This window comes from Pinibacter soli (genome assembly GCF_029961145.1).
GTDB classification, from domain to species: Bacteria; Bacteroidota; Bacteroidia; order Chitinophagales; family Chitinophagaceae; genus Pinibacter; species Pinibacter soli.
Genome location: NZ_JASBRG010000007.1, coordinates 321,348 through 342,772, shown reverse-complemented (window position 1 = coordinate 342,772; position 21,425 = coordinate 321,348). Strand labels below are relative to the sequence as shown.

The 21,425-nt window shown below is 42.6% G+C and carries 14 protein-coding genes; all 14 read left to right on the top strand.

Going from position 1 to position 21,425, the window contains the following annotated elements:
- The first annotated feature begins 29 nt into the window (after window positions 1-29).
- The 14 genes from QJ048_RS12420 to QJ048_RS12355 all read left to right on the top strand — a co-directional run bounded on the left by QJ048_RS12420 (window position 30) and on the right by QJ048_RS12355 (window position 21,424).
- Window positions 30-638, top strand: a complete 609-nt coding sequence (locus QJ048_RS12420) for a TlpA family protein disulfide reductase (RefSeq protein WP_282334680.1) — start codon at window positions 30-32, stop codon at window positions 636-638.
- A gap of 181 nt (window positions 639-819) precedes the next feature.
- Window positions 820-2,196: a TlpA family protein disulfide reductase gene (locus QJ048_RS12415; RefSeq protein ID WP_282334679.1), complete on the top strand. Its 1,377-nt coding sequence runs from the start codon at window positions 820-822 to the stop codon at window positions 2,194-2,196.
- 214 nt (window positions 2,197-2,410) lie between these two features.
- A complete protein-coding gene (locus tag QJ048_RS12410) occupies window positions 2,411-3,001 on the top strand; it encodes an RNA polymerase sigma factor (protein WP_282334678.1) in 591 nt (196 codons plus the stop codon).
- 111 nt (window positions 3,002-3,112) lie between these two features.
- Complete coding sequence (locus tag QJ048_RS12405; RefSeq protein WP_282334677.1) at window positions 3,113-4,123, top strand: FecR family protein; 1,011 nt, start codon at window positions 3,113-3,115, stop codon at window positions 4,121-4,123.
- 44 nt (window positions 4,124-4,167) lie between these two features.
- Window positions 4,168-7,686, top strand: a complete 3,519-nt coding sequence (locus QJ048_RS12400; protein ID WP_282334676.1) for a SusC/RagA family TonB-linked outer membrane protein — start codon at window positions 4,168-4,170, stop codon at window positions 7,684-7,686.
- A gap of 19 nt (window positions 7,687-7,705) precedes the next feature.
- Window positions 7,706-9,151, top strand: a complete 1,446-nt coding sequence (locus QJ048_RS12395) for a RagB/SusD family nutrient uptake outer membrane protein (RefSeq protein WP_282334675.1) — start codon at window positions 7,706-7,708, stop codon at window positions 9,149-9,151.
- 17 nt (window positions 9,152-9,168) lie between these two features.
- Window positions 9,169-9,930, top strand: coding sequence for a DUF4843 domain-containing protein (locus tag QJ048_RS12390; RefSeq protein ID WP_282334674.1), 762 nt, complete (start codon window positions 9,169-9,171; stop codon window positions 9,928-9,930).
- Window positions 9,931-10,019: 89 nt separating this feature from the next.
- Window positions 10,020-11,555 carry a PKD-like family lipoprotein gene (locus QJ048_RS12385; RefSeq protein WP_282334673.1) on the top strand — a complete coding sequence of 512 codons (1,536 nt, stop codon included), beginning with the start codon at window positions 10,020-10,022 and terminating at the stop codon, window positions 11,553-11,555.
- 230 nt (window positions 11,556-11,785) lie between these two features.
- Window positions 11,786-12,280, top strand: a complete 495-nt coding sequence (locus QJ048_RS12380; RefSeq protein ID WP_282334672.1) for a hypothetical protein — start codon at window positions 11,786-11,788, stop codon at window positions 12,278-12,280.
- Window positions 12,277-13,854, top strand: a complete 1,578-nt coding sequence (locus QJ048_RS12375; RefSeq protein ID WP_282334671.1) for a Na+/H+ antiporter — start codon at window positions 12,277-12,279, stop codon at window positions 13,852-13,854. Before QJ048_RS12380 ends, QJ048_RS12375 begins: the two co-directional genes overlap by 4 nt.
- A 403-nt stretch (window positions 13,855-14,257) precedes the next feature.
- Window positions 14,258-14,821 (top strand): RNA polymerase sigma-70 factor, encoded by a 564-nt coding sequence (locus QJ048_RS12370; RefSeq protein ID WP_282334670.1) that lies wholly within the window; start codon window positions 14,258-14,260, stop codon window positions 14,819-14,821.
- A gap of 156 nt (window positions 14,822-14,977) precedes the next feature.
- Window positions 14,978-16,108 carry a TlpA disulfide reductase family protein gene (locus QJ048_RS12365; protein ID WP_282334669.1) on the top strand — a complete coding sequence of 377 codons (1,131 nt, stop codon included), beginning with the start codon at window positions 14,978-14,980 and terminating at the stop codon, window positions 16,106-16,108.
- A 473-nt stretch (window positions 16,109-16,581) separates the two neighbouring features.
- Window positions 16,582-17,784, top strand: coding sequence for a FecR family protein (locus QJ048_RS12360; protein ID WP_282334668.1), 1,203 nt, complete (start codon window positions 16,582-16,584; stop codon window positions 17,782-17,784).
- A 313-nt stretch (window positions 17,785-18,097) separates the two neighbouring features.
- Window positions 18,098-21,424, top strand: coding sequence for a SusC/RagA family TonB-linked outer membrane protein (locus QJ048_RS12355; RefSeq protein WP_282334667.1), 3,327 nt, complete (start codon window positions 18,098-18,100; stop codon window positions 21,422-21,424).
- Window position 21,425: the final 1 nt, after the last annotated feature.

Here is a 21,425-nt window from a genome sequence, read left to right as displayed (position 1 = left end):
GTATATTCGTCTACAACAAAACCCTTGACATGAAAAAATACCTAAAACCCTTACTGCTTTGCGTACTCTTTCTCTTGCTTTTCTTCTTTGGCCGCAGTCTATATCTTTCTAAAACAAACAATCAACCTTCGCAGCCGGCAAGTGAAGCAATTTTGAAGCATGTGGGAGAAAAGTTTGATCCGTCTATATTTACAGACATTGAAGGTCATAAAACTACATTACAACCAACCACACCAATAACCATTGTTGACTTCTGGTTTAAAGACTGCCCGCCTTGTATCAATGAAATGAATCAATTTGACAACTTGCTAAAGCAAAATGACAATTCGAAAAAAATTTCGATTGTCAGTGTTTCAGTAAATAGTTACCCGGTTTGGAGAGATTTATTTAAAAGTGAAAACCCGCGATTTGCGTCACTTAAAATAAAAAATTCTAATTGGCAGCACCTTACACTAACATCAGCGATAGATACTGCTCTTCATAATGAAGTACCCTCAGACAATCTAGCATTGATGGAAAGAAAATTCAACTCTCATACCTTTCCAACTTATGTTGTAATTGATAAGGAGTTCAATATTATCGCCATGCCACAAAGTGCGGTAGAATATATTCAATCGAACGCAGGAGCGAAGAAATAGAATTGCATAGTCGAAGCGCAATCACTAAACAGACATTGCAGTATTATCGCGGAGCCAGACCTGACAGGTTTTCAAAACCTGTCAGGTCTGGTGCGACACAGAAAAAAAATAAAGCCACCGTGGGGTAAAATGGTTTCATGGTTTCGTCTTTGAAAATGTCATGAAACATAAAAGCTTTATAATGAAGAAATGCTCTGCTTTATTGCTGCTGTTGATAGCAGCTTGCTACACAACTGTACACGCAACAGTACCGCCTGCGAAACTATTTGTACTGACTGGCACTTTTCAAAAAAGTTACACAACCGATTTGATGCTCATGAAAGTGCATGAAGGCAAACGTATTCCTATTGCCACTGCAAAACCCGGCAAGGACAAAGATTTCGCCTTCGCACTCTCGAATCCAGAAGAAGGTTTTTATTACATTGCTGAGGGCAAAGGCAATAACCCTATAAGAATCTACATCAAAAGTGGAGATGCTTTGTCTGTCGAAATAAACAACGAAGGGTACAAAATGCTAAGTGGCTCTCAGGAAAACAAACTGTTGGCAGATTGGGCCACAGCATCTTCCGTTATTGCCCGACCTGCGTTTCAGTTTTTAAATGTTAACATGGAGTACCAGGAGTACTTTAAAAATCTGAATGGTTTTCTACCTGAGGCAAAAAAATTCAATCAAAAGATCACAACGCCCAACAAAAAATTCAACACGCTAATGAAGATGGCGGTTGACATGGATGTGGAACTCGACGCGATGCATTACTTGCTGGTACCACATTCCAAGCATCCAACAAAAGCTGAATACCCTGAATTTTACTCTCAAATCATAAAAAGTCCAAAATACACTTCTGCTTCAATATTGCAGATAGGAGAAACCGTTGAATACATGGGTAACTACTCAACCTTCTTCATCCTCATGGGCGACAGAAACGGGCCGGCACCTGCAAACCGCACTGAATGGGCCGCTAACCTTTTTGGCAACGACACCTTGAAAGGCGCTTATGTTGCCAACAATATGAGTCGCTTCAAATCATACGAAGAATTTACCAGCAACATTGATCCTTTAAAAAAATACCTGGTAACAGATTCGATGAAAGCCGCCTATTTCAACACCATGAAGGCGATGAACAATTTCAAGAAAGGAAGCGCTTCTTATAATTTTTCCTATGAAGACATCAATGGCAAAAAAGTAAGCATGAACGATCTTAAAGGAAAAGTAGTGCTGATCGATGTTTGGGCCACCTGGTGCGGCCCGTGCAAAAAGGAGTTGCCTTTCCTGAAAACATTGGAGGAAGAAATGAAGGGCAAGAATGTGGAGTTTGTAAGTATCTCTGTGGATGAATTGAAAGACAAAGAGAAATGGCAAACCTTTGTGCAAACCCAACAACTGGGCGGCACACAGCTGTTTGCAGCAGGCTGGAGTGATATCGCTAAATTCTACGACATCACCGGTATTCCGCGTTTCATGGTGTTTGACAAAGAAGGAAAGATCGTGACAGTAGATGCGCCGAGGCCTTCGGATGCGGCGTTGAAGACGTTGCTGAATGAAACACTTGCCAATTAATAATTAATAATTAAAAATTAACAGGTGTTGCATTCGCGGAAGAATGTCGTGCTATGTTAAACATAAAACAAGCGGTCCTCATATTTCTTTGCTGCACCTATTAATTTTTAATTATTAATTATTAATTACTTCAAAAGCGCTGGCTCACCGCCAGTGCTTTTTTTGATATAAAGCAACTATATGCTATCTTCATTTGCTAACTGCTGAGAATCCAATGAACGACTCTGGTATGGAACAGCCGCAGGAGATGTGGGCTGCATTTTTAAAGGGCGATGATGGTGGTCTGGAAAAGCTTTACCAGCTTTACTTTGATCAATTGTACGCATATGGATTCAGATACTGCGCCGACGCAGTATTTGTTGAAGACGCCATCCAGGACTTGTTCATAAAATTTATCAACACCCGCCACAAACTCACCACTCCTTCCTCTGTTAAAAATTATTTATTCGGCTCATTTAAAAATCTCTTGATCGATAAGCTGCGGGCAGAAAAAAGACAAAGCGCCTACGATTCTCCGTTTGAGTTTTCCCTTGCAATAGATGATAAAGTAATGGAAAAAGAACAGGCCATGTTGTTGCATAAAAAGTTGCAAAGAGCAATGGAACAACTCACGGCCCGCCAGCGGGAAGCCATCTATTTAAGGTTCTATGAAAATTTTTCCTACCAGGAAATTTCCTCTATCCTTGATCTCTCACCCAAGGCCACTTATAAGCTAATGGCCAGAGCCATTGAGGCTTTGCGGGCCATTTACAAAATAGGAGCAGCCTTTATTTTATGGACGCTGCAGTCTGCCTTTTTATCTTAAGTAGCGGCAGAGTTGGGAAAGGAAAAAATATTTTTAAAAAAAGTTGTGAGCCCGTGGGGTAAAATAATAACTGTAAACCGTCTTTATAACAATTACACTCCTTTGAAACGTATGAAGCAATACCGGAACTATACTGTAGAAGATATTTTGCTGGATGATGATTTTCTTTCCTGGGTGCATGGCCAACAAAATGCACAGGAGCAAACATGGGCAAGGGCAATGGAGGAACATCCGCAATTGAAAGCGTTCTCAGAGGAAGCGAAGGCTTTACTTGGATCATTACAACCATCAAACATACAAGCTGCACCAGGAGCGAAGTCCAGGGTTTGGAACAATGTCGTGGCAATGGGAGGCAAACAACCTGCCAAACTAGTAGGAATGAATAAATGGTGGAAATATGCAGCTGCTGCCGCAGTTGTCATAACAGCGGGAGCAGGCTACTGGTGGGGATCTAATCGCGATGTGACGGTGACGACGAAATATGCGGAGAAGAAAAAAATCGAGTTACCGGATCATTCCATCGTTACACTGAATGCAAATTCGACACTACGTTATTCAAATAAATGGAACGCCGGAAAGCCGCGTGAAGTGTGGATTGATGGAGAGGCTTTCTTTGAGGTAAATCACCCAAATGGATTTGATGTTACAAAAGAAAGCAGCCGGTTCATAGTACATACAGACCAGTTAAATGTACAGGTACTGGGCACTTCCTTTAACGTAGACAACAGGCACCAGGTAACCACTGTGGCGCTGAACAACGGTAAAGTGCAACTCGATCTAAAAAACGATGAAGGCTCAAAAATCGTTCTGGCACCTGGCGATGTGGTAACATTTTCTGCCGCAAAAAAAATACTGCTGAACCAAAAAGCAGTGCCGGATAAAATAAGTGCCTGGAAAAACAACAGGCTCGAGTTCGACAAAACACCAATGAAGGAAGTGATTACAATGCTTGAAGATAATTATGGTTTTAAAGTGAGAGTGGAAGACGATGAGGTGTATAATAAAACCATATCAGGTGCTGTTTCCACGGAAAATGATACGATATTGCTTGCTTCCATCAGCGCTGCCATCAACATGCAGCTTGAGAGGAAAGGAAAAGAGATCGTGATTCGCAACGAATAACCTTACCTGCTTTTTACATACCTTTTTTCAAACCAAAAACTGACATGAGAAAACATCTTCTGTGTTTTATCGCATCCGCATGCGTTGCGGTGTCACCCGGGTACATACCAGCCCAAAACATAGCCTACACCCTGAACATGAACAGCCGCCTGCAAACAGTGACAGCTGGGACGGACAGTTCTCTCAGGGATATGTTGCAACTTGTGCAAAAACGCTATCACATCAACTTACTGTTTGAAGATAAATTAGTGAATGGCATTTCCGCCAGCTATGACCTTGCTTCATCAAACGAACCTGTGGAAACCGTTTTAAAGAAATTGGTACAACCACATGGATTAAAAGTCATTAAAATTAATGAGACCAATTACAGCATTGTGTCTGGCAGAAAGAAAACAACATATGCCAAACCGACAACGCTCTACAATGTTGCAGACACAGGCGGAGAAAGGGTTATCGTAAGATACCCCAGCACCAGCGATATTGTTACAGTTCAATCTATTGCCGCCAAAGTCAACGGCGAAAAGATCTTAATAACGGGAACAGTTGTGAATGAAAACAACGAACCATTGGCTGGGGCTTCAGTTTTTGTGAAGGGCCGCTCAAACAATGTTACAAGCCCCAGTGGAGCAATAACGGTCGCTAATGCAAGAGCGTTTGGCGGCATCACAAATGAAGCCGGGGAATTTAAAGTATACGTTCCCGATGATACCAAAACCATTTATGTGCAGTATGTAGGGTATGAAACGAAAACCATTGAAGTAGGCGGCAAAACGCATTTCGTAGTTGCGTTGAAGAAAGCAGGCAAAAAACTTGACGATGTTGTTGTAACAGGGATGTACGCCCGCAAGAAAGAAAGCTTTACCGGAGCTACAGCAACATTTACCGGTGAGCAATTAAAAGTAGTAGGAAACCAAAATCTTATTCAAAGCCTCAAAACCCTTGACCCGTCCTTCATTGTAATGGACAACAACCTGCAAGGTTCTAACCCCAACTCTCTACCAAACATTGAAATCCGCGGCCAAAGCAGCCTTAGCAGCAATGCACTAAAAGACGAATTCAACTCAGACCCCAACCAGCCATTGTTTGTTCTTGATGGCTTCAGAGTTTCCCTCCAGATAATCAACAACCTCGATATCAACAGAATTGGAAGTGTTACCATCCTTAAAGATGCAGCCTCTACCGCATTGTATGGTGCACAGGCAGCAAACGGTGTTGTAGTTATAGAAACAAAAAAGCCTCGTCCGGGCAAAATGCGTCTTTCTTACTCAGGCGATTTCAATGTGCAGGCACCCGATCTTACGGGCTACAACATGATGAACTCTACGGAGGAATTGCAGTTCGAAAAACTGGCGGGCCGTTATACCATGGGACCAAACACCGCATCCTGGGCGAACCAATACTATCTTGATGATCTGTACAGTAAGCACCTGGCTTTGGTACAAAAGGGCACAGACACTTACTGGTTAAACGAACCTGTTCAAACAGGCTTTACTTCAAACACGAATTTGTATGCGGATGGCGGAGACGCTACAACCCGCTATGGCCTTGGGTTCAACTATAAAAATATTTCCGGCGTAATGAAAGGTTCCGGAAGACAAAACTATGGTGGTAGCTTTGATTTCAGCTATCGCAAAGGAAAATTCAACCTTTCCAACAAACTCTACCTTAACGGCTACAATGCCACAGAGTCGCCTTATGGTTCTTTCTCGAGCTACGTAAAAGCTCCTGCCTATTTTCAAAAAAGAGATTCATTGGGCATCGCGCAAAAATACCTGGAAATAAGCAAGGACTATCTGGGATCGACATTCTATGTGTTCAACCCATTGTACAATGCATTGCAACCCAGCATCAACACTACAAAGTCGTTTGGATACAATGAAAACCTGCAACTCATTTACACCATTCTTCCTGAGTTGCAATTACAGGGAGCCATTTCGATCAACCAAAATACAAGTACCGGAGTTACTTTTATTTCTCCTGAAAATACAATGTTCCAGGACAGCAGCATTTTCACCAAAGGAAAATACACCAATAAAAAGATCAACGGATTTAGTTACCAGACAAACGTGATGCTTACCTACGGTAAACTATTTGCCGGGGTGCACCAGGTAACAGCCAATCTTCGTGCAGAGGCCGAACAGTCAAGAAATGAAATGATTGCTTTTACTGCAGTAGGTTTTCCTGCAGGAAGCAAAGGGAACCCGGCGTTTGCTTTCAGCTATCAGAACAATTCAAAACCAAGTTCCACAACCTCTGTTTTCCGTCGTAACAACCTGCTTGGAAGTTTAAACTATTCGTTTGACAACAGGTATTTTGCAGACTTTACGTATCGTCTCGATGGGTCGACTGCTTTCGGTTCCGAGAACAAATACAGTCCTTTCTGGTCAGTGGGAGCGGGATGGAACATTCATAATGAAGCATTCCTGAAAAAAGCAACCTGGCTGAATACATTGCGTTTAAGGGCCTCTGTGGGAACAAGCGGTAACCAAAGTTTTGGAAGCATTACTTCAATAGCTACGTATGTTTATGACAGTTATATCAACCTTTACGGTCAAGGTGTTGATCTTGCAACGTTGGCAAATCCAAATCTTACATGGCCACTTACAACTTCTAAGAATTTGGGTCTCGACATACAGGCATTTGAATCCAGATTGTCATTAACGGGTAACGTCTATACCAAAGTAACCGAACCGATGATCGTTCTGGCGCCGTTGCCTTCTTCCACAGGTATCAACTCCTATCCACTGAACACCGGCACATTAGTCACAAAAGGAATGGATCTGGGTGTTGGTTATAAGATTATCAACAACCTTAATAAAAGGATCATGTGGACGCTTGGTGGAACGATTGGTATGCTGGAAAGCAAATATCAAAACTTCAACAACACACTGGCTGGCCTGAACAAACAGAACCAATTGAGCAAATCGCTGGAAAGATATTATGATGGCTACAGCCCGACAGACTTATGGACCGTGCGTTCTGCAGGTATTGATCCCGCAACAGGACAGGAAGTATTTATTAAAAAAGATGGACAGTACACATTTACTTACGATGTAAACGACGTGGTAAAAGTAGGCAACTCTCAGCCGAAAGCGCAAGGTGTTCTAAGTACCTCCTTCCGTTATAAAGGTCTTACGTTTAGCGCAGCGATACGTTACAGCGTAGGTGCAAGCGTGTTGAATTCTGCGCTGTACAACAAAGTTGAAAACATCAGTTATCTCTCTGTTGGTACCAACCAGGACAAACGTGCATTATATGACCGCTGGCAAAAACCTGGAGACAACGCTTCGTTCAAAGGAATTTACCTGGTTACTATAAAAGGAGAAGGTGCTACTGCTATGTCATCCCGCTTTGTACAAAAAGAAAATTACATCTCCGGAGAGTCATTCAGTCTTGGATACGATTTCCTTGGTCAGAAATGGATTCAAAAACTGGGCATGGAAAGTTTCAGGATCACTGCTTACGCAAATGACATTTTCCGCATATCGACGATACAAAGAGAAAGAGGCATTGACTATCCTTTCGCCAATACATTTTCCTTCAGTTTAAACGCAGCATTTTAACCCTTAAACAATTGTAAGAATGAAAAAACTAACACTATATATTTCAGTTCTGCTGCTGATGATAGCGTCACTATCTTCCTGCAAAAAATGGTTGGATGTAAAACCTGAGAATGTGTTTACGGAAGAGCAAATATTCAGCACGCCACAAAGTGCGTATCAGGCACTAAATGGCATCTACCTGAGCATGTCAAAGTCCAGCCTGTATGGCGGCAACCTTACCATGTTCTTTACCGATGTAATGGCGCAATACTACAACGTTGGCTCCAGCCATAAATACTATAACTATTCGTCGTACGGCTTTACCCAGGATGTAGTAAAAGCAACAGCCGACGACATTTGGTCTAACGCTTATGTGTGCATCACCAACGTTAATAGTTTTGTTTCACAGCTTGACAAATACAAAGGCGTGGTTACACCTTCGCAGGATTCAATACTAAGAGGTGAGGCGATAGCGCTGAGAGCATTTTTTCACTTTGATCTGTTCCGTTTATTCGGGCCAATGTACAGCACAGCAGATTCTATTTTACCATCAATACCTTATTACAAAAAAACAGGTTCCTCTTACAATGCTTATCTGCCGGGAAACAATGTATTGGACAGTGTGATGGATGATCTAAAAACAGCCGAGGCCCTTTTATCAAACGATCCTGTTATAAACTTCGGTACAGCGGGAAATCCTGATCCCAACGTTGATGCATTTTTCAAAAACAGGAACTACCGCATGAATTATTATGCAGTGAAAGGGTTACAAGCGAGAGTGTACATGTATAGAAACGATAAGACCAATGCTTACCTGGCTTCACAGTTTGTAATCACCAATGCACAGAAATATTTCCCCTGGGTAACTTCCACAGCAGTGATTTCAAACAAGGACAATCCGGACAGAATGTTTTCTACCGAATTGCTCTTCGCTGTTCAAACGCTTGATATGTATGGTAACTACAGCAAATATTTTGGACCGTCAAATACAGACGCTTCGATACTTGCACCGTTGGATGGACGTCTCACTACCATGATGGAATCTGCAACCTATCCAAATGATTACAGGCTGAACCCTTGCTGGATCTATCCCACAGCGACTGCCAAAAGCTACAGAACTTTTTACAAGTTCGCCGATGTAGCCAATATCAACATGACTTTCCGTTATATGATGCCATTGATCCGCATGAGCGAAATGTACTATATCGCAGCAGAAACGACTCCAGATAATACCACTGCATTTAACTTGTTGAACACAGTGCGCTATAACAGGGGAGATGCTAACATTCCAACCACTGCGGTACTGGCAACAGAAATAAAGAAAGAATATCAAAAAGAATTTTACGGAGAGGGACAGCTGTTCTATTACTATAAAAGAACAAAGACTACATCAATTCCGAATGGCTCTGCCACTTCAGGCAATGTCACAATGGATAAAACAAAGTATGTAGTGCCAATTCCTCAGTCTGAAACAAATTTTCATTGATCTTTTAAAACAGAAATATGCAATTGCTAAAATATACAGGCGCTTTAACGTTACTCTTGCTGATGTTTGCAAGTTGTAAAAAAGAAGGCATCATGACCTACGAAGGTACAAATGATGTTTACTTCAGAGCCAACTATCTAAACAGTGTAGATACCGGTGTAGTATCATTTGGTTTCACACTCTCAAGTATAAAAGACTCCATTGTAAGAATTCCTGTTGCTATTATGGGACAGGTTTCCAACCAACCACGTTCAGTGAAAGTGATCATTTCTGACAGCTCTACAGCAATTGCAGGAACGCATTACGATGCACTGGCAGATTCATTCAAAATAAGAGCAGGCAGAACGGTCGATACATTATACCTGAAAGTGCACCGCACCGCAGATATTCAACAGAAAGGCGTTAGCATCATTCTGTTGTTGCAGGACAACAGCAATTTTTCAACAGCGATGAAAACGAAGATCACTAATAGCATAACAGGCGCAAGTTTCAGCTATGTTAAGTACAGGATCGTTCTCAATGATATTTTAGAAAAACCAACACAATGGCTCACCACGTACCTGGGTACATTCAGCCGTGCAAAAGTATATCTGATGTCGCAGGTACTCGGTTTAACGCCAAAAGAGATCAGTGATGTAATAGGCCTAAGCACTTCCATACCCGTGCAAAACTATTACGGCCGTACGGTGCAAATATATCTCAACCAACAAAAAGCAGCAGGAACGCCTGTTTACGAAGACGACGGTACATTGATGGCAATGGGCGCATCTGTACAATAGAAGTAAGGAATTAGAAATTAGAAATTAAGAGCCGGGATGCAAGGCAACCTTAACTTAAAACTCAGAACTCAAAACTTCAAAACGAGCTTATGTATATATATAAGAAAACCTATTGGCTGATTGCTATAACAATGCTCACAATGCTGGGCGCATGCTACAAAGACAAAGGCAATTATTCGTACCATGATATCAATGAGATTTCCGTAACGCTGGATAGCAGCTACATCGCTACATATGGCGATAAGCTTAGCATCAAGCCAATTCTGAAATTAACAATGGACACAGAAGCCAACACTTACGATACAACAAGATATTCGTACGAGTGGTCAACACTGGATGCCGCAGCATTGTATGCCAGTCAAAGAAAAATACTGGCAACAACGCGTGACCTTAACGCTACCGTTGTTATTCCGCCGGCATCAAGTTATACGTTGTACTACAGGATCACCGATAAGAAGACTGGCGTTCAGGCGCAAGGTACTGCAAAACTTTCCGTTGTAACGAGCATATATGAAGGCTTTCTGGCCCTGTGCGACGTGAACGGACAAAGCCGTCTCGACATGGCTTCATATGCTAAAAGCGCCTACACTGTTATCCCGGATGTTTTAGGGTACACCGGGTCTCAGCTACCGATGACTGCGAAACCTGTTGGTGTGACGTATTTCTTCCTGGCACCCCTGACCAATTCCTCTGCCACAAAAGGCATCTATATCAGCACGAACGATGGTACAAACCGCATAGACCCTGAAACTTTCAAATGGGATCTAACAATGAATATCCAAACTGATATGTTGTCAAAAGTGCCGTCAAATTTTACTGCAGATTCATTTATGCCAGCCAGTGACTGCAGCTTCATGCACAGCACTGCGGGAAATATTTATTATTACTACCGCACTTATCAATTGTATTTTTCCAGTATTATCAACATTGTAACCGGAGAAACTGATCCATTTACGGCGTCGCCGTTTATGGCCGCAGCACCTACACAAACCAGCCTATACGGGATGGTACTATACGATACAAAAAACAAAAGATTTTTGCGTCATGTTCCGGGAGCTACAAGCTGCTCACCAATGCCAACAAGCATGCCGTTGTTTAACTACAAAACAGGAATGGACCTGGTTTACATGGAATGGACACCTTACAATGGTGGTGAAGTAATGGCGGTATTGCGCAATGTGGAAGCTGGCAAAACGTACATCGCTAAATTTACATTGGCATCAGCTGTCAATCAAACTTATTATGCAGAAATCACTGCAACAGATTTTGACAAAGCAGAAAAATTTGCGGTAAGCCCTGACTTCAGTTATTTGTTTTATAACGTAGGAGGAAAAGTGTATGAATATGATTTGGGATTGAAACAAAGCATCCTGATGATCAATCAGGCAAAGCCTGTAACACTTTTAAAGTTCCAGCATTTTTTCAGTGGTGCCTATACTTCAGGAACCGCAGGCAAACAAGTACTGTATAACAAGCTGATCGTTGCTAGTCATGACGGCGTGAGCGCTACATCCGGTGGTACACTCGACTTCTACAACGTGCCACAAGCAAATGGACAGTTAACATTGTTCCAAAGCCTGACAGGATTTGGAAAGATTAAAGATCTGACGTACAGGGAAAGGTAGACAACACTGAAAGCTTAACGCTTAACGCAGAACGCGTAGGCAGAATGTAAGGCTGAGCTTGTCGAAGCCTTATTCAACCAAAGGATTAATTGCCTCAAATATCTCTCGTGTGTGTAAGCCCGCTGCAAAGCGGGCTTTTTGTTTTGCAATAAAAACAAGACCGCATCGTCTTTGCGAGGCCTGCAGAGAAAGAATGGCCGAATCTAGAATGAAACTCAAACAGTCGGCGAGTGGCCGAAGCAATCTCTGGTGGCGACTCGCAGGAGATTGCTTCGCCCCGCTCGCTGCTATTTGCAATTGTTGTAATCATTCAACCATGCGCTCCGGGCAGGGGTCTCGCAATGACGTGCGGCATTTATATGTTGCCAGGCCCGCTGCAAAGCGGGCTTTTTGTTATTTTACCAAACGTAAATGGAGCAGTGAGTTTACAATTTGTAATAACGGTCTGCTCATTAAAAACACAACAAAACCGCAACGTCATTGCGAGGCCTGTGGAGAAATGTGGCATGCGTTTAGAATGTAACTCAAACAGTCGACAAGTGGCCGAAGCAATCTCTGGTTGCGAGTCGCAGGAGATTGCTTCGCCCCGCTCGCTGCTATTTCCGATTGTTGTAATCATTCAACCATGCGCTCTCGGCAGGGGACTCGCAATGACGTGCGGCATTTATATATTACATAAAAGACATTCCTTAAATTTACTCCAAACAACAAAACAACACCCGTGATTGAATATTTTCCTTTTTACCTGCTTATGATCCTTGCGATTGTGCTGATCATCATGCTGGCAAACAAATTGAAAGTGGCTTATCCTGTACTGCTTGTGGTTGCCGGTTTGCTGACAAGCTTCGTACCGGGCATTCCGGCAGTTCACATAGATCCATCTTTGATCTTCATAATTTTTCTGCCGCCACTTTTATATGAAGTTGCATGGGCAATATCGTGGAAAGAGCTGTGGCACTGGCGCCGCATCATCACCAGCTTTGCGTTCATCGTCGTGTTTCTCACTGCACTTACCGTTGCATTCGCGGCGAATGCATTCATACCCGGATTCTCCCTGGCTCTCGGCTTTTTGCTTGGCGGCATCGTTTCGCCACCCGATGCAGTAAGTGCCAGCGCCATTTTAAAGTTTGTGAAAGTTCCCAAGCGCATGGTCTCCATACTGGAAGGCGAGAGTTTGCTGAACGACGCATCATCATTGCTGATCTTTCGCTTTGCATTAATTGCTGTAGGCACAGGGCAATTCATCTGGTACCATGCAGCGTTGAGTTTTAGCTGGATGCTGGTTGGCGGCATAGGCGTTGGTTTATTGATAGGTTTTATTTTCATGAAAGTGCATAAATACCTGCCCACAGATGCCAACATGGATATTGTACTAACCATCATCACACCATATATAATGTACATGGTTGCAGAGGAGGTGCATAGCTCCGGCGTGCTGGCTGTTGTAAGCGGAGGGTTGTTACTGTCAAACAAAAGACATCACTTTTTAAGCAGCGTGTCGCGACTGCGTGGTGCCAATGTTTGGGAAAGTTTTGTGTTTGTATTGAACGGAATCGTGTTCTTGCTCATCGGCCTCGACCTGCCGGAAATCGTAGCAGGTTTGAAACAAGAGGGAATAAGTGTTGGTTCCGCATTAGGGTACGGATTGTTAATTACTGCCGTTCTGATTGTCATACGATTCGTTTCTACGTTTGGTGCAGTCTTCACCACACTGATTGCCCGCAATTACATTACAGTTGCAGATCGCCGGCATCCCGGTTGGAAAGCGCCGATACTGCTTGGCTGGACGGGCATGCGCGGAGTGGTTTCGCTCGCCGCCGCATTGTCTATTCCGGTGGAAATAAACGACGCTCCGTTTCCTCAAAGAAACCTGATCCTCTTTATTACTTTCATAGTCATCTTAACCACATTGGTAGTACAGGGCTTAACGCTTCCATATCTGATCAACAAAATGAAACTGCCTTCGTTTGACGATTACATTCCGGAAGAAGAAGAAGAAATTATCATCAAAAAAGAATTGGCAAAGCATTCATTGAATCACTTAACCACCAACTACGATGGGCAAATAGACAACCATAGCATGCTCCGGCAAATGGCCCTAAAGTGGAAAGAGAAAAGCACAGAAGATTACGACGAAGTCATTAACGCTGAAAGCAAAGCGATCTATCTCGACGTACTGAACCAACAACGAAAATGGTTGCTCAATAAAAACCACACCGACACACGCTTCGACGAAGACGTGATCCGTAAGTTTTTACACCAGATAGACATAGAAGAGGAGAAGCTGAAATTAATTTGAAAATTTGAAAATGGGAGAGAACGCCCGCCCGAACGACTTCAGTCGGGCAGGCAGATTTTCATGACTATCATGATTTATTATGAGTTCAAAAACGGGGGTCGCATTCCCATTTTACAGTCCTAAAATTTGGGCAGAAGTTTTTTGTAGTCGACTGTGTTAATGCTATTGGGCTTTGCTTGCGTCGCACACTTCAGCAGTTGTTTTTTAAATCAACAAAGGAAAGTCTATTGATTATATAGACATTTACACACAAAGAATTTTCAAATTTTCAAATCCTCAAATTTTCAAATGGTTAATTATCAGTAAATTATCATACTAACCGAATCGGCTTCTGCAATCGATTACTCAAATTGACGAATTTTGGCTTATTTTAGATTCCTGAATTATCACCATGTAAACTGCTATGGCTCAAGAAACTAACATGCAAATGGAGGAAAGTGCGTTCCGTGAACTTTTTGATCAATACAACAAAAGAGTTTACGGTTATGTGCTGGCCATAGCGAAATCACATATTGCTGCAGAAGAACTCACACAGGATATTTTCATCAAACTCTGGTTAAGCGCACATCTCTTACAAAACGTTACCAATCTTGACAACTACATTTTTACGTTAGCAAGGAACAGGACACTAAATTATTTGCGTGCCGTTGCCAACAATGATAAACTAATCAGCGAACTGCAATCGTACCTGGAACCTAACCACTACAGGAACAACGTTGACGATCATATCACCAGCAGTGAATATCTCCGCATTTTGCAAGAAGCCTTGTCGCAACTGCCTCCGCAGCAAAGGCGTGTATATGAATACAGTCGTAATAAAGGTATGAACACGCAGGAAATTGCACTTGAAATGGGCATAGCTCCAAACACTGTAAAAAAGCATCTTACAGAAGCCCTGCGTTTTATCCGCACAAAAATGCCACTCAGCAAAGCCGCTATTATTCTAGCGATCTTCCTAATTTCTTAGAACAGGATTTCAAATTTGAGATTGTAAACCCAGTTCACGAAGTTGCACACCAATTTTCAAATTTTCAAATTCCCAAATTTTCAAATTTCTTCCTTCTGACTACTACCTCCGTCGCTTTCACGTGTCTGGCTATAACAAACAAATTTTTAACACAACATGATCAACGCGAAACAAGCTGCATATACACTATTGCTGGCCGGCGTATTTTGCTCCACAAATTTTACTGCAGATGCGCAGAAAAAGGACTTCACACTTACTGGACACATAACGGGACTGCCGGATGGTGAATTGTACCTCGCATACGGCACCATGAAAACGATGAAAGCTGATACAGCAGTAACAAAAAATGGCGATTTCGTTTTTAAAGGAAAAGTTTCTGAGCCAAGCTACGCCATGCTTTTCAACAAAACTTATACGGTGAAGATTGATTTGTATGTAGATGCCACGGCACCGGTTATTATCGAAGCAAACATCGACTCATTATACGATGCAAAGGTGCAGGGTTCGCCAGTGGTGAATGAATATGCAAAATACAACCAGGCGCAAAATGACACACGCAAGCCAGTGCAGGTGATATACGAGCAATGGATGAAAGCCTATAATGACAAGGATTCTGTATCTGTTGAAAAATATAAGTCACAGTTCAACAGAGCCAGAAACGAGCAAAGCGATATGTCAAGGAAGATGCAATTGGACTTCATTCAGGAGCATCCAAATCACCCGGGAGCCGCATGGGAACTGATGCATTACCTCGATGGAAAAACCTTGGAAAAGAGCAAAGGATTGTTTGGAAATTTAAGCAAATCAGTACAAGCATCCGAGCAAGGCAAAGAAGTTTCTGCACGCATTGCCACCTTAAGCAGAATCGCTGTAGGTCAGATGGCGCCTAACTTCCAGCAACTGACGACCGAAAGTGCGCCGGTTACTTTAGCTTCTTACAAAGGCAAATATGTGTTGCTTGAATTTTGGGCAAGCTGGTGCGGACCTTGCAGAGCAGAGAGCCCGAATTTATTAAAAGAATACAAGCACTATAAAGACAAAGGCTTTGATGTATTAGCGGTATCTCTCGATGACAAGAAAGACAAATGGGTTGAAGCGATCCAAAAAGATGGCATGCCGTGGACACAGGTTTCTGATCTCAAAGGTTGGAAAAACGAAGTGGCCGGATTGTATGGCATCAACGCCGTTCCTGCAAATTTCCTTATCGACCCAACAGGCAAAATAGTTGCACGCGACTTAAGAGGCGAGGAGCTGGGTAAAGCGCTGGCAAAGATTTTCCCAATGTAGAAGAGAAAGAAAAAATCAAAAGTAAAAAGTAAAAAGCGTGTCGGATTTATCAGGACCTGGCGGGTTTGCAAAAACTTTGCCGGGTCTTTTTTAGTCCTTCGGGCATCGTGTTTGTGCAGCCTCTTTTAACCACAGAGGGCAAGGAAATTTTTTTCACAGAGTTAACGGAGAGAGGGCGGTGTGAAGAATATTTAGTAGCAGAAGGAGGATAGAGGAAAATAGCTGTATCCTCAGAGGCTAAGACTTAGACAGTTTTTCGCGATTTGTCAGGTCTGATGCGGCATCCTCCTTTCCTCTGTGAAAAAAATCTCCTTGCCCTCTGTGGTTAAAAAAACTTTCCCTCTCACTACTACCAACCAACTTTTCAAGTGTCTTGCTATAGAGGACCACGATTTTGCTATCCATATTAAATAACCAAAACCGCTTTCAACTGCCGTTAAAACGCAGCAAAGCAAGTTGAAAAACGTCACTGCATGACAAATTCGAATGACAGACTGGACCATCTTTTTCGTCGTTATATAAATGATGAGGCAACTGCTGCAGAACTGCAGGAGCTGCTCGACATCATTAAAGAAACTCCCGGCAACGAGCTTGCAGACAGTCCCGCACGCGAACTCTGGCAACAATTACAAACCGATCAGCAGGATTATTCAGTTGATTGGAACGTAATGTACAGCAGCATTACAGCAGAGAGCAAGACGCCTGTTTTACCATTACATACTTACCAGAAAAAATCTTCGCGCAGTCGTAAATGGTTGGCCGTATCAGGCGTTGCAGCCATGTTGCTCATTTCCGCAGGCATTTATTTCCTCTACAACAAAAAGGAAACGCCTGATGTCGCTGTTCAATTGAAATCAAAATTTGGAAATGACGTAGCTCCAGGCGGCGACAAAGCAATGCTCACACTCGCCGACGGAAGCGCCATTGTGCTTGATAGTGCCAACAACGGTTTGGTTGCAAAACAAGGCAACAGCAAAATTGAAAAGCCCGGAAACGGACAACTGGTCTACAACACAGAAAAATCGACAGATATTGCTGCCATTCAGTACAACACACTTACCACGCCAAGAGGCGGCCAGTACCGCATCGTATTGCCAGACGGCACAAAGGTTTGGCTGAATGCCGCATCATACCTGAAATTCCCCACCGCATTTACCGGCGATAAAAGAAATGTGGAGCTGAAAGGCGAAGCATATTTTGAAGTAGCGCAAAATGCCGAACAACCATTTGAAGTAGCCGTAAACAATATGCAGGTGCAGGTTTTAGGTACCAGCTTCAACATTAACTGTTATGATGATGAAAGCAGCATCAAGACTTCTCTCATCGAGGGGAAAGTGAAAGTGGTAAGTGAAAACAATGCCAGCATTCTCGCGCCAGGGCACGAGGCTATTATGAATAAAAATACCAATGACATTAAAGTTGCAGCAGCTGATGTAGAAGATGCTATCGCATGGAAAAACAATGTATTCTCTTTTCAAAATGCTGATATCCCAACCATCATGAGACAGATTGCAAGATGGTACGATGTGGAAATAAGCTATGAGGGGAAAGTGCCGACGGAAAAATTTGTAGGTGAAGTATCACGCAACAGCAATGTATCAGAAGTCTTGAAAATACTGGAACTGAACAAGGTTCATTTTAAAATAGACGGCAAGAAAATAACTGTATTACCATAGGGTTTTAAGTAGTAAGTTTTAAGTTATAAGTAATGAAATCTCTAAGAACTTACTACCTACTTAAAACTTACTACTTAAAACTTAAAACTTTAAAAAAACAACCAATGAGTTAACAAAAACACAACCGCTGAACTCCCCATAAAAACAAAAGCCGGAAGTGCTGCTACACGACCGGCGGAAGTTGGGGATCATCAGAAATTTTGAGACAAAACTGCTATTGACTAATCCCAACCATTACAAAAGTATGAATTTAACTGCTTTTAGCAGGCACGTGCATATATGTGACCTCGCGAAAAACAAAATTTTCACCGTGATGAAACTCACTGCTATTATTTTACTTGTGGGTTGCTTACAGGTATCTGCCGCAGGCTATTCACAAAAAGTAACCATTTCGAGGAAGAACGCTTCCCTGGAAACGGTATTTAAGGACATTAAGAAACAAACAGGTTACCTGTTTTTCTACAATGCCAGAATACTGGAAGCCGCACACGAAGTAGACATCTATTTGAAAGATGTTCCACTAACTGATGCGCTGAAGGAAACACTGAAGGGACAGCCATTTACCTACAGTATTGTAAACAACACCATTGTCATCACTTATAAAAAAGAAGAAGCGGCACCACAGCTAGTCGCGGGTGTTGTGATATCGGATGTGCGTGGTAAAGTAATCGATGATAAAACGGGGCTGCCAGTGGCTGGAGCTACCGTTTCTTTAAAAGGCGGCAAACAGATTATTGCCAGCAACGGCAAAGGCGAATTTGCCATTCCTTATACTGCAGGCATGACCGTCACGGTAACCTCTGTTGGCTATGAAAGCCAGGAAATAAAAGTTACGGACAGCAGTTTCATAACAGTAAGGCTCGCTCTAAAACCGGAAGCGCTTGACAAAACAATTGTAACCGGTTACCAGGTGTTGAAGAAAGACAACTTTACCGGAACTGCAATCACTGTTTCCGGCGAGGACCTTAAGAAAATGAATCCGCAGAACATGCTGCAGAGTATTTCTGTATACGATCCTTCATTTAAGATTGTCGAAAACAATATAGTGGGATCAAACCCAAATTCGCTTCCAAACATTACCGTTCGCGGAAGTACCGCATTGCCTTCAGGCTCAAATGAAGTGCTGAGCAGAGATAACCTGAAAAGTAATGTGAACCTGCCGACTTTCATTATGGATGGTTATGAAGTGAGCCTTGAAAAAGTGTATGACCTTGACGTTAACCGCGTGCAATCCATCACCATTTTGAAAGATGCTGCTGCTACTGCCGTGTATGGCTCACGTGCTGCAAATGGAGTAGTGGTGATCACTACAAAAGCACCGAAAGAAGGAAAGCTTGCAGTGTCTTACAACTACGAGTTAAATGTAACAAGCCCTGACCTTAACGACTATCACGTTTTAAATGCTGCAGATAAACTGGAGTATGAACGACTGGCGGGACTTTACAGCCAAAGCCATGTTCCCGGCGCTTCGCAGGATGAATTGGATGCACTTTACTATCAAAGGAAACAATTGGTTGTTGGCGGCGTAAACACATACTGGCTCTCGCAACCATTGAAAACTGCCATCGGCAACAAGAACTCGTTATACATTGAAGGAGGTACAAGCAACATGCGTTATGGCCTTGAGCTTCGTTACCAAACATCCCCTGGCGTTATGAAGGGTTCCGGCAGAGACAGGTACAGCGCGGGTCTTAGCCTTTCTTACAATCCCGGCAGAAAGATCATGTTCCGCAATGCACTGACCGTAACCCAGGTAAATGCAAAAGAATCTCCTTACGGAAGTTTCGCAGAATATGTATCGATGAACCCTTATTATCCAAAAACAGATTCTGCCGGTAACATCATCAGAGTGATCGACAAATGGCCGGGAACAGGCTTGGTAAATGGTGGCCAGGTGCTGAATCCAATGTACAACGCAACACTCGGAAGCTTTAACAGAACAAAATATCTCGAGTTGATCGATGCGCTTTCATTGGAGTGGAACATCACCAACAATCTGCGTTTGCGCGGCTTGGTAAGTTTGACCAAGACAAAAACAGACCAGGATGCCTTTACTTCTCCATTTGCCAACGAATTTTTCTATTACTCACCGCAGGACATTAAAAAGCGCGGACGATATACCTATGGTAATGAAGACATGACTGCTGTTGATGGAAACATCATGCTGACCTATAACAAACAGCTTGGCGGTCACTATCTCAACTTTGCTTTGGGATCAAATATCCGTTCTGTGATCAATGATTATAAAGCGTTCACTGCTATTGGTTTTTCGAACGACAGGTTCAGCAATATAGGTTATGCAAATGCATACCCTGAATCATCAACTCCTTACAGTTCTTACCAACAGGAGAGATTGGTGGGATTCCTTGCAACGCTTAACTACACCTATAGAAATAAATATTTGCTTGACTTTTCGTTCCGCGAAGATGGTTCTTCAAAATTCGGAAACGATAACAAAATGGCGCCATTCGGAGCGCTGGGCGTTGGCTGGAACATTCATAAAGAAGACTTCTTCAGATCAAATGTCTTTAGCCAGGTGAAGCTTAGAGCCAGCACAGGTGTGACAGGTGCGGTTTCTTTCCCTCCGGATATGGCCATCACCACCTATAATTATTATACCAACAACTGGTATTCAACAGGCGTTGGAGCGGCGGTAAGCAATATTGGCAACAACAATTTGCAATGGCAAAAAACACAAAACTTCGACGTTGGTCTTGACCTCGGTTTGCTGAAGGACCGCATCATCATTTCTCCGAGATATTATTACAAATACACAAAGGGAATGTTGTCTGACATCGTATTGGCACCGTCAACCGGCAGTTCTACACAGAAAGCCAACCTCGGTGATGTAGAAAATTATGGTGCAGAGTTAAACATCAGAGCCATAGTTTACAGACAAAAGAATTGGAACATCAGCGTGTTTGCCAACATGACCGCAAACAGAAACCAGGTTACAAAAATTTCCAACTCGCTTAAAAAATACAACGACAATGCCGATACCGCGCAAGTGGGCTCTATGAAAGGCGTTCCGCTTGTACGTTACGCAGAAGGTCAGTCGCTCGATGCAATTTACGCAGTAAGATCAATGGGTATCGATCCTCAAAATGGTAGAGAGATCTACATGAAGAAAGACGGAACGCTTACTTACGATTGGGATGTAAAAGACAATATGCCTATCGCAGTAACCACGCCAAAAACTGAAGGCTATTTCGGTACCAGTATTTCCTACAAAGGATTTATGCTGAATGCTACATTCTACACAAAGTTTGGCGGTTATCTCTACAACCAGACATTGGTTGACAGAGTAGAAAATGCCGATCCTAAAAAGAACGTGGACCAAAGAGTGTTTGATGAAAGATGGAAAAAATCCGGCGATAGAACTTTTTACAAAGACATTGCTAACCATGATCAAACACAAACCACATCAAGGTTTATACAGAAAGACAATGTTTTGCAACTGCAATCATTGTACTTCTCTTATGATTTCGACAAGAAAGTATTTGAGAAGATCGGCATGAAAAATCTGAGAATTGCTTTAACAGCAAACGACGTGTGGCGCTGGTCATCCATCAAAGCAGAAAGAGGTATCGATTATCCGTTTGCAAGAAGCTTCAACTTCTCACTGCAAACTTATTTCTAAA

Bases quoted from the DNA above. Each gene is read 5' to 3' on its own strand.
- QJ048_RS12420 (WP_282334680.1), top strand. From the start codon at position 30: ATGAAAAAATACCTAAAACCCTTACTGCTTTGCGTACTCTTTCTCTTG.
- QJ048_RS12415 (WP_282334679.1), top strand. From the start codon at position 820: ATGAAGAAATGCTCTGCTTTATTGCTGCTGTTGATAGCAGCTTGCTAC.
- QJ048_RS12410 (WP_282334678.1), top strand. From the start codon at position 2,411: ATGAACGACTCTGGTATGGAACAGCCGCAGGAGATGTGGGCTGCATTT.
- QJ048_RS12405 (WP_282334677.1), top strand. From the start codon at position 3,113: ATGAAGCAATACCGGAACTATACTGTAGAAGATATTTTGCTGGATGAT.
- QJ048_RS12400 (WP_282334676.1), top strand. From the start codon at position 4,168: ATGAGAAAACATCTTCTGTGTTTTATCGCATCCGCATGCGTTGCGGTG.
- QJ048_RS12395 (WP_282334675.1), top strand. From the start codon at position 7,706: ATGAAAAAACTAACACTATATATTTCAGTTCTGCTGCTGATGATAGCG.
- QJ048_RS12390 (WP_282334674.1), top strand. From the start codon at position 9,169: ATGCAATTGCTAAAATATACAGGCGCTTTAACGTTACTCTTGCTGATG.
- QJ048_RS12385 (WP_282334673.1), top strand. From the start codon at position 10,020: ATGTATATATATAAGAAAACCTATTGGCTGATTGCTATAACAATGCTC.
- QJ048_RS12370 (WP_282334670.1), top strand. From the start codon at position 14,258: ATGGCTCAAGAAACTAACATGCAAATGGAGGAAAGTGCGTTCCGTGAA.
- QJ048_RS12365 (WP_282334669.1), top strand. From the start codon at position 14,978: ATGATCAACGCGAAACAAGCTGCATATACACTATTGCTGGCCGGCGTA.
- QJ048_RS12360 (WP_282334668.1), top strand. From the start codon at position 16,582: ATGACAAATTCGAATGACAGACTGGACCATCTTTTTCGTCGTTATATA.
- QJ048_RS12355 (WP_282334667.1), top strand. From the start codon at position 18,098: ATGAAACTCACTGCTATTATTTTACTTGTGGGTTGCTTACAGGTATCT.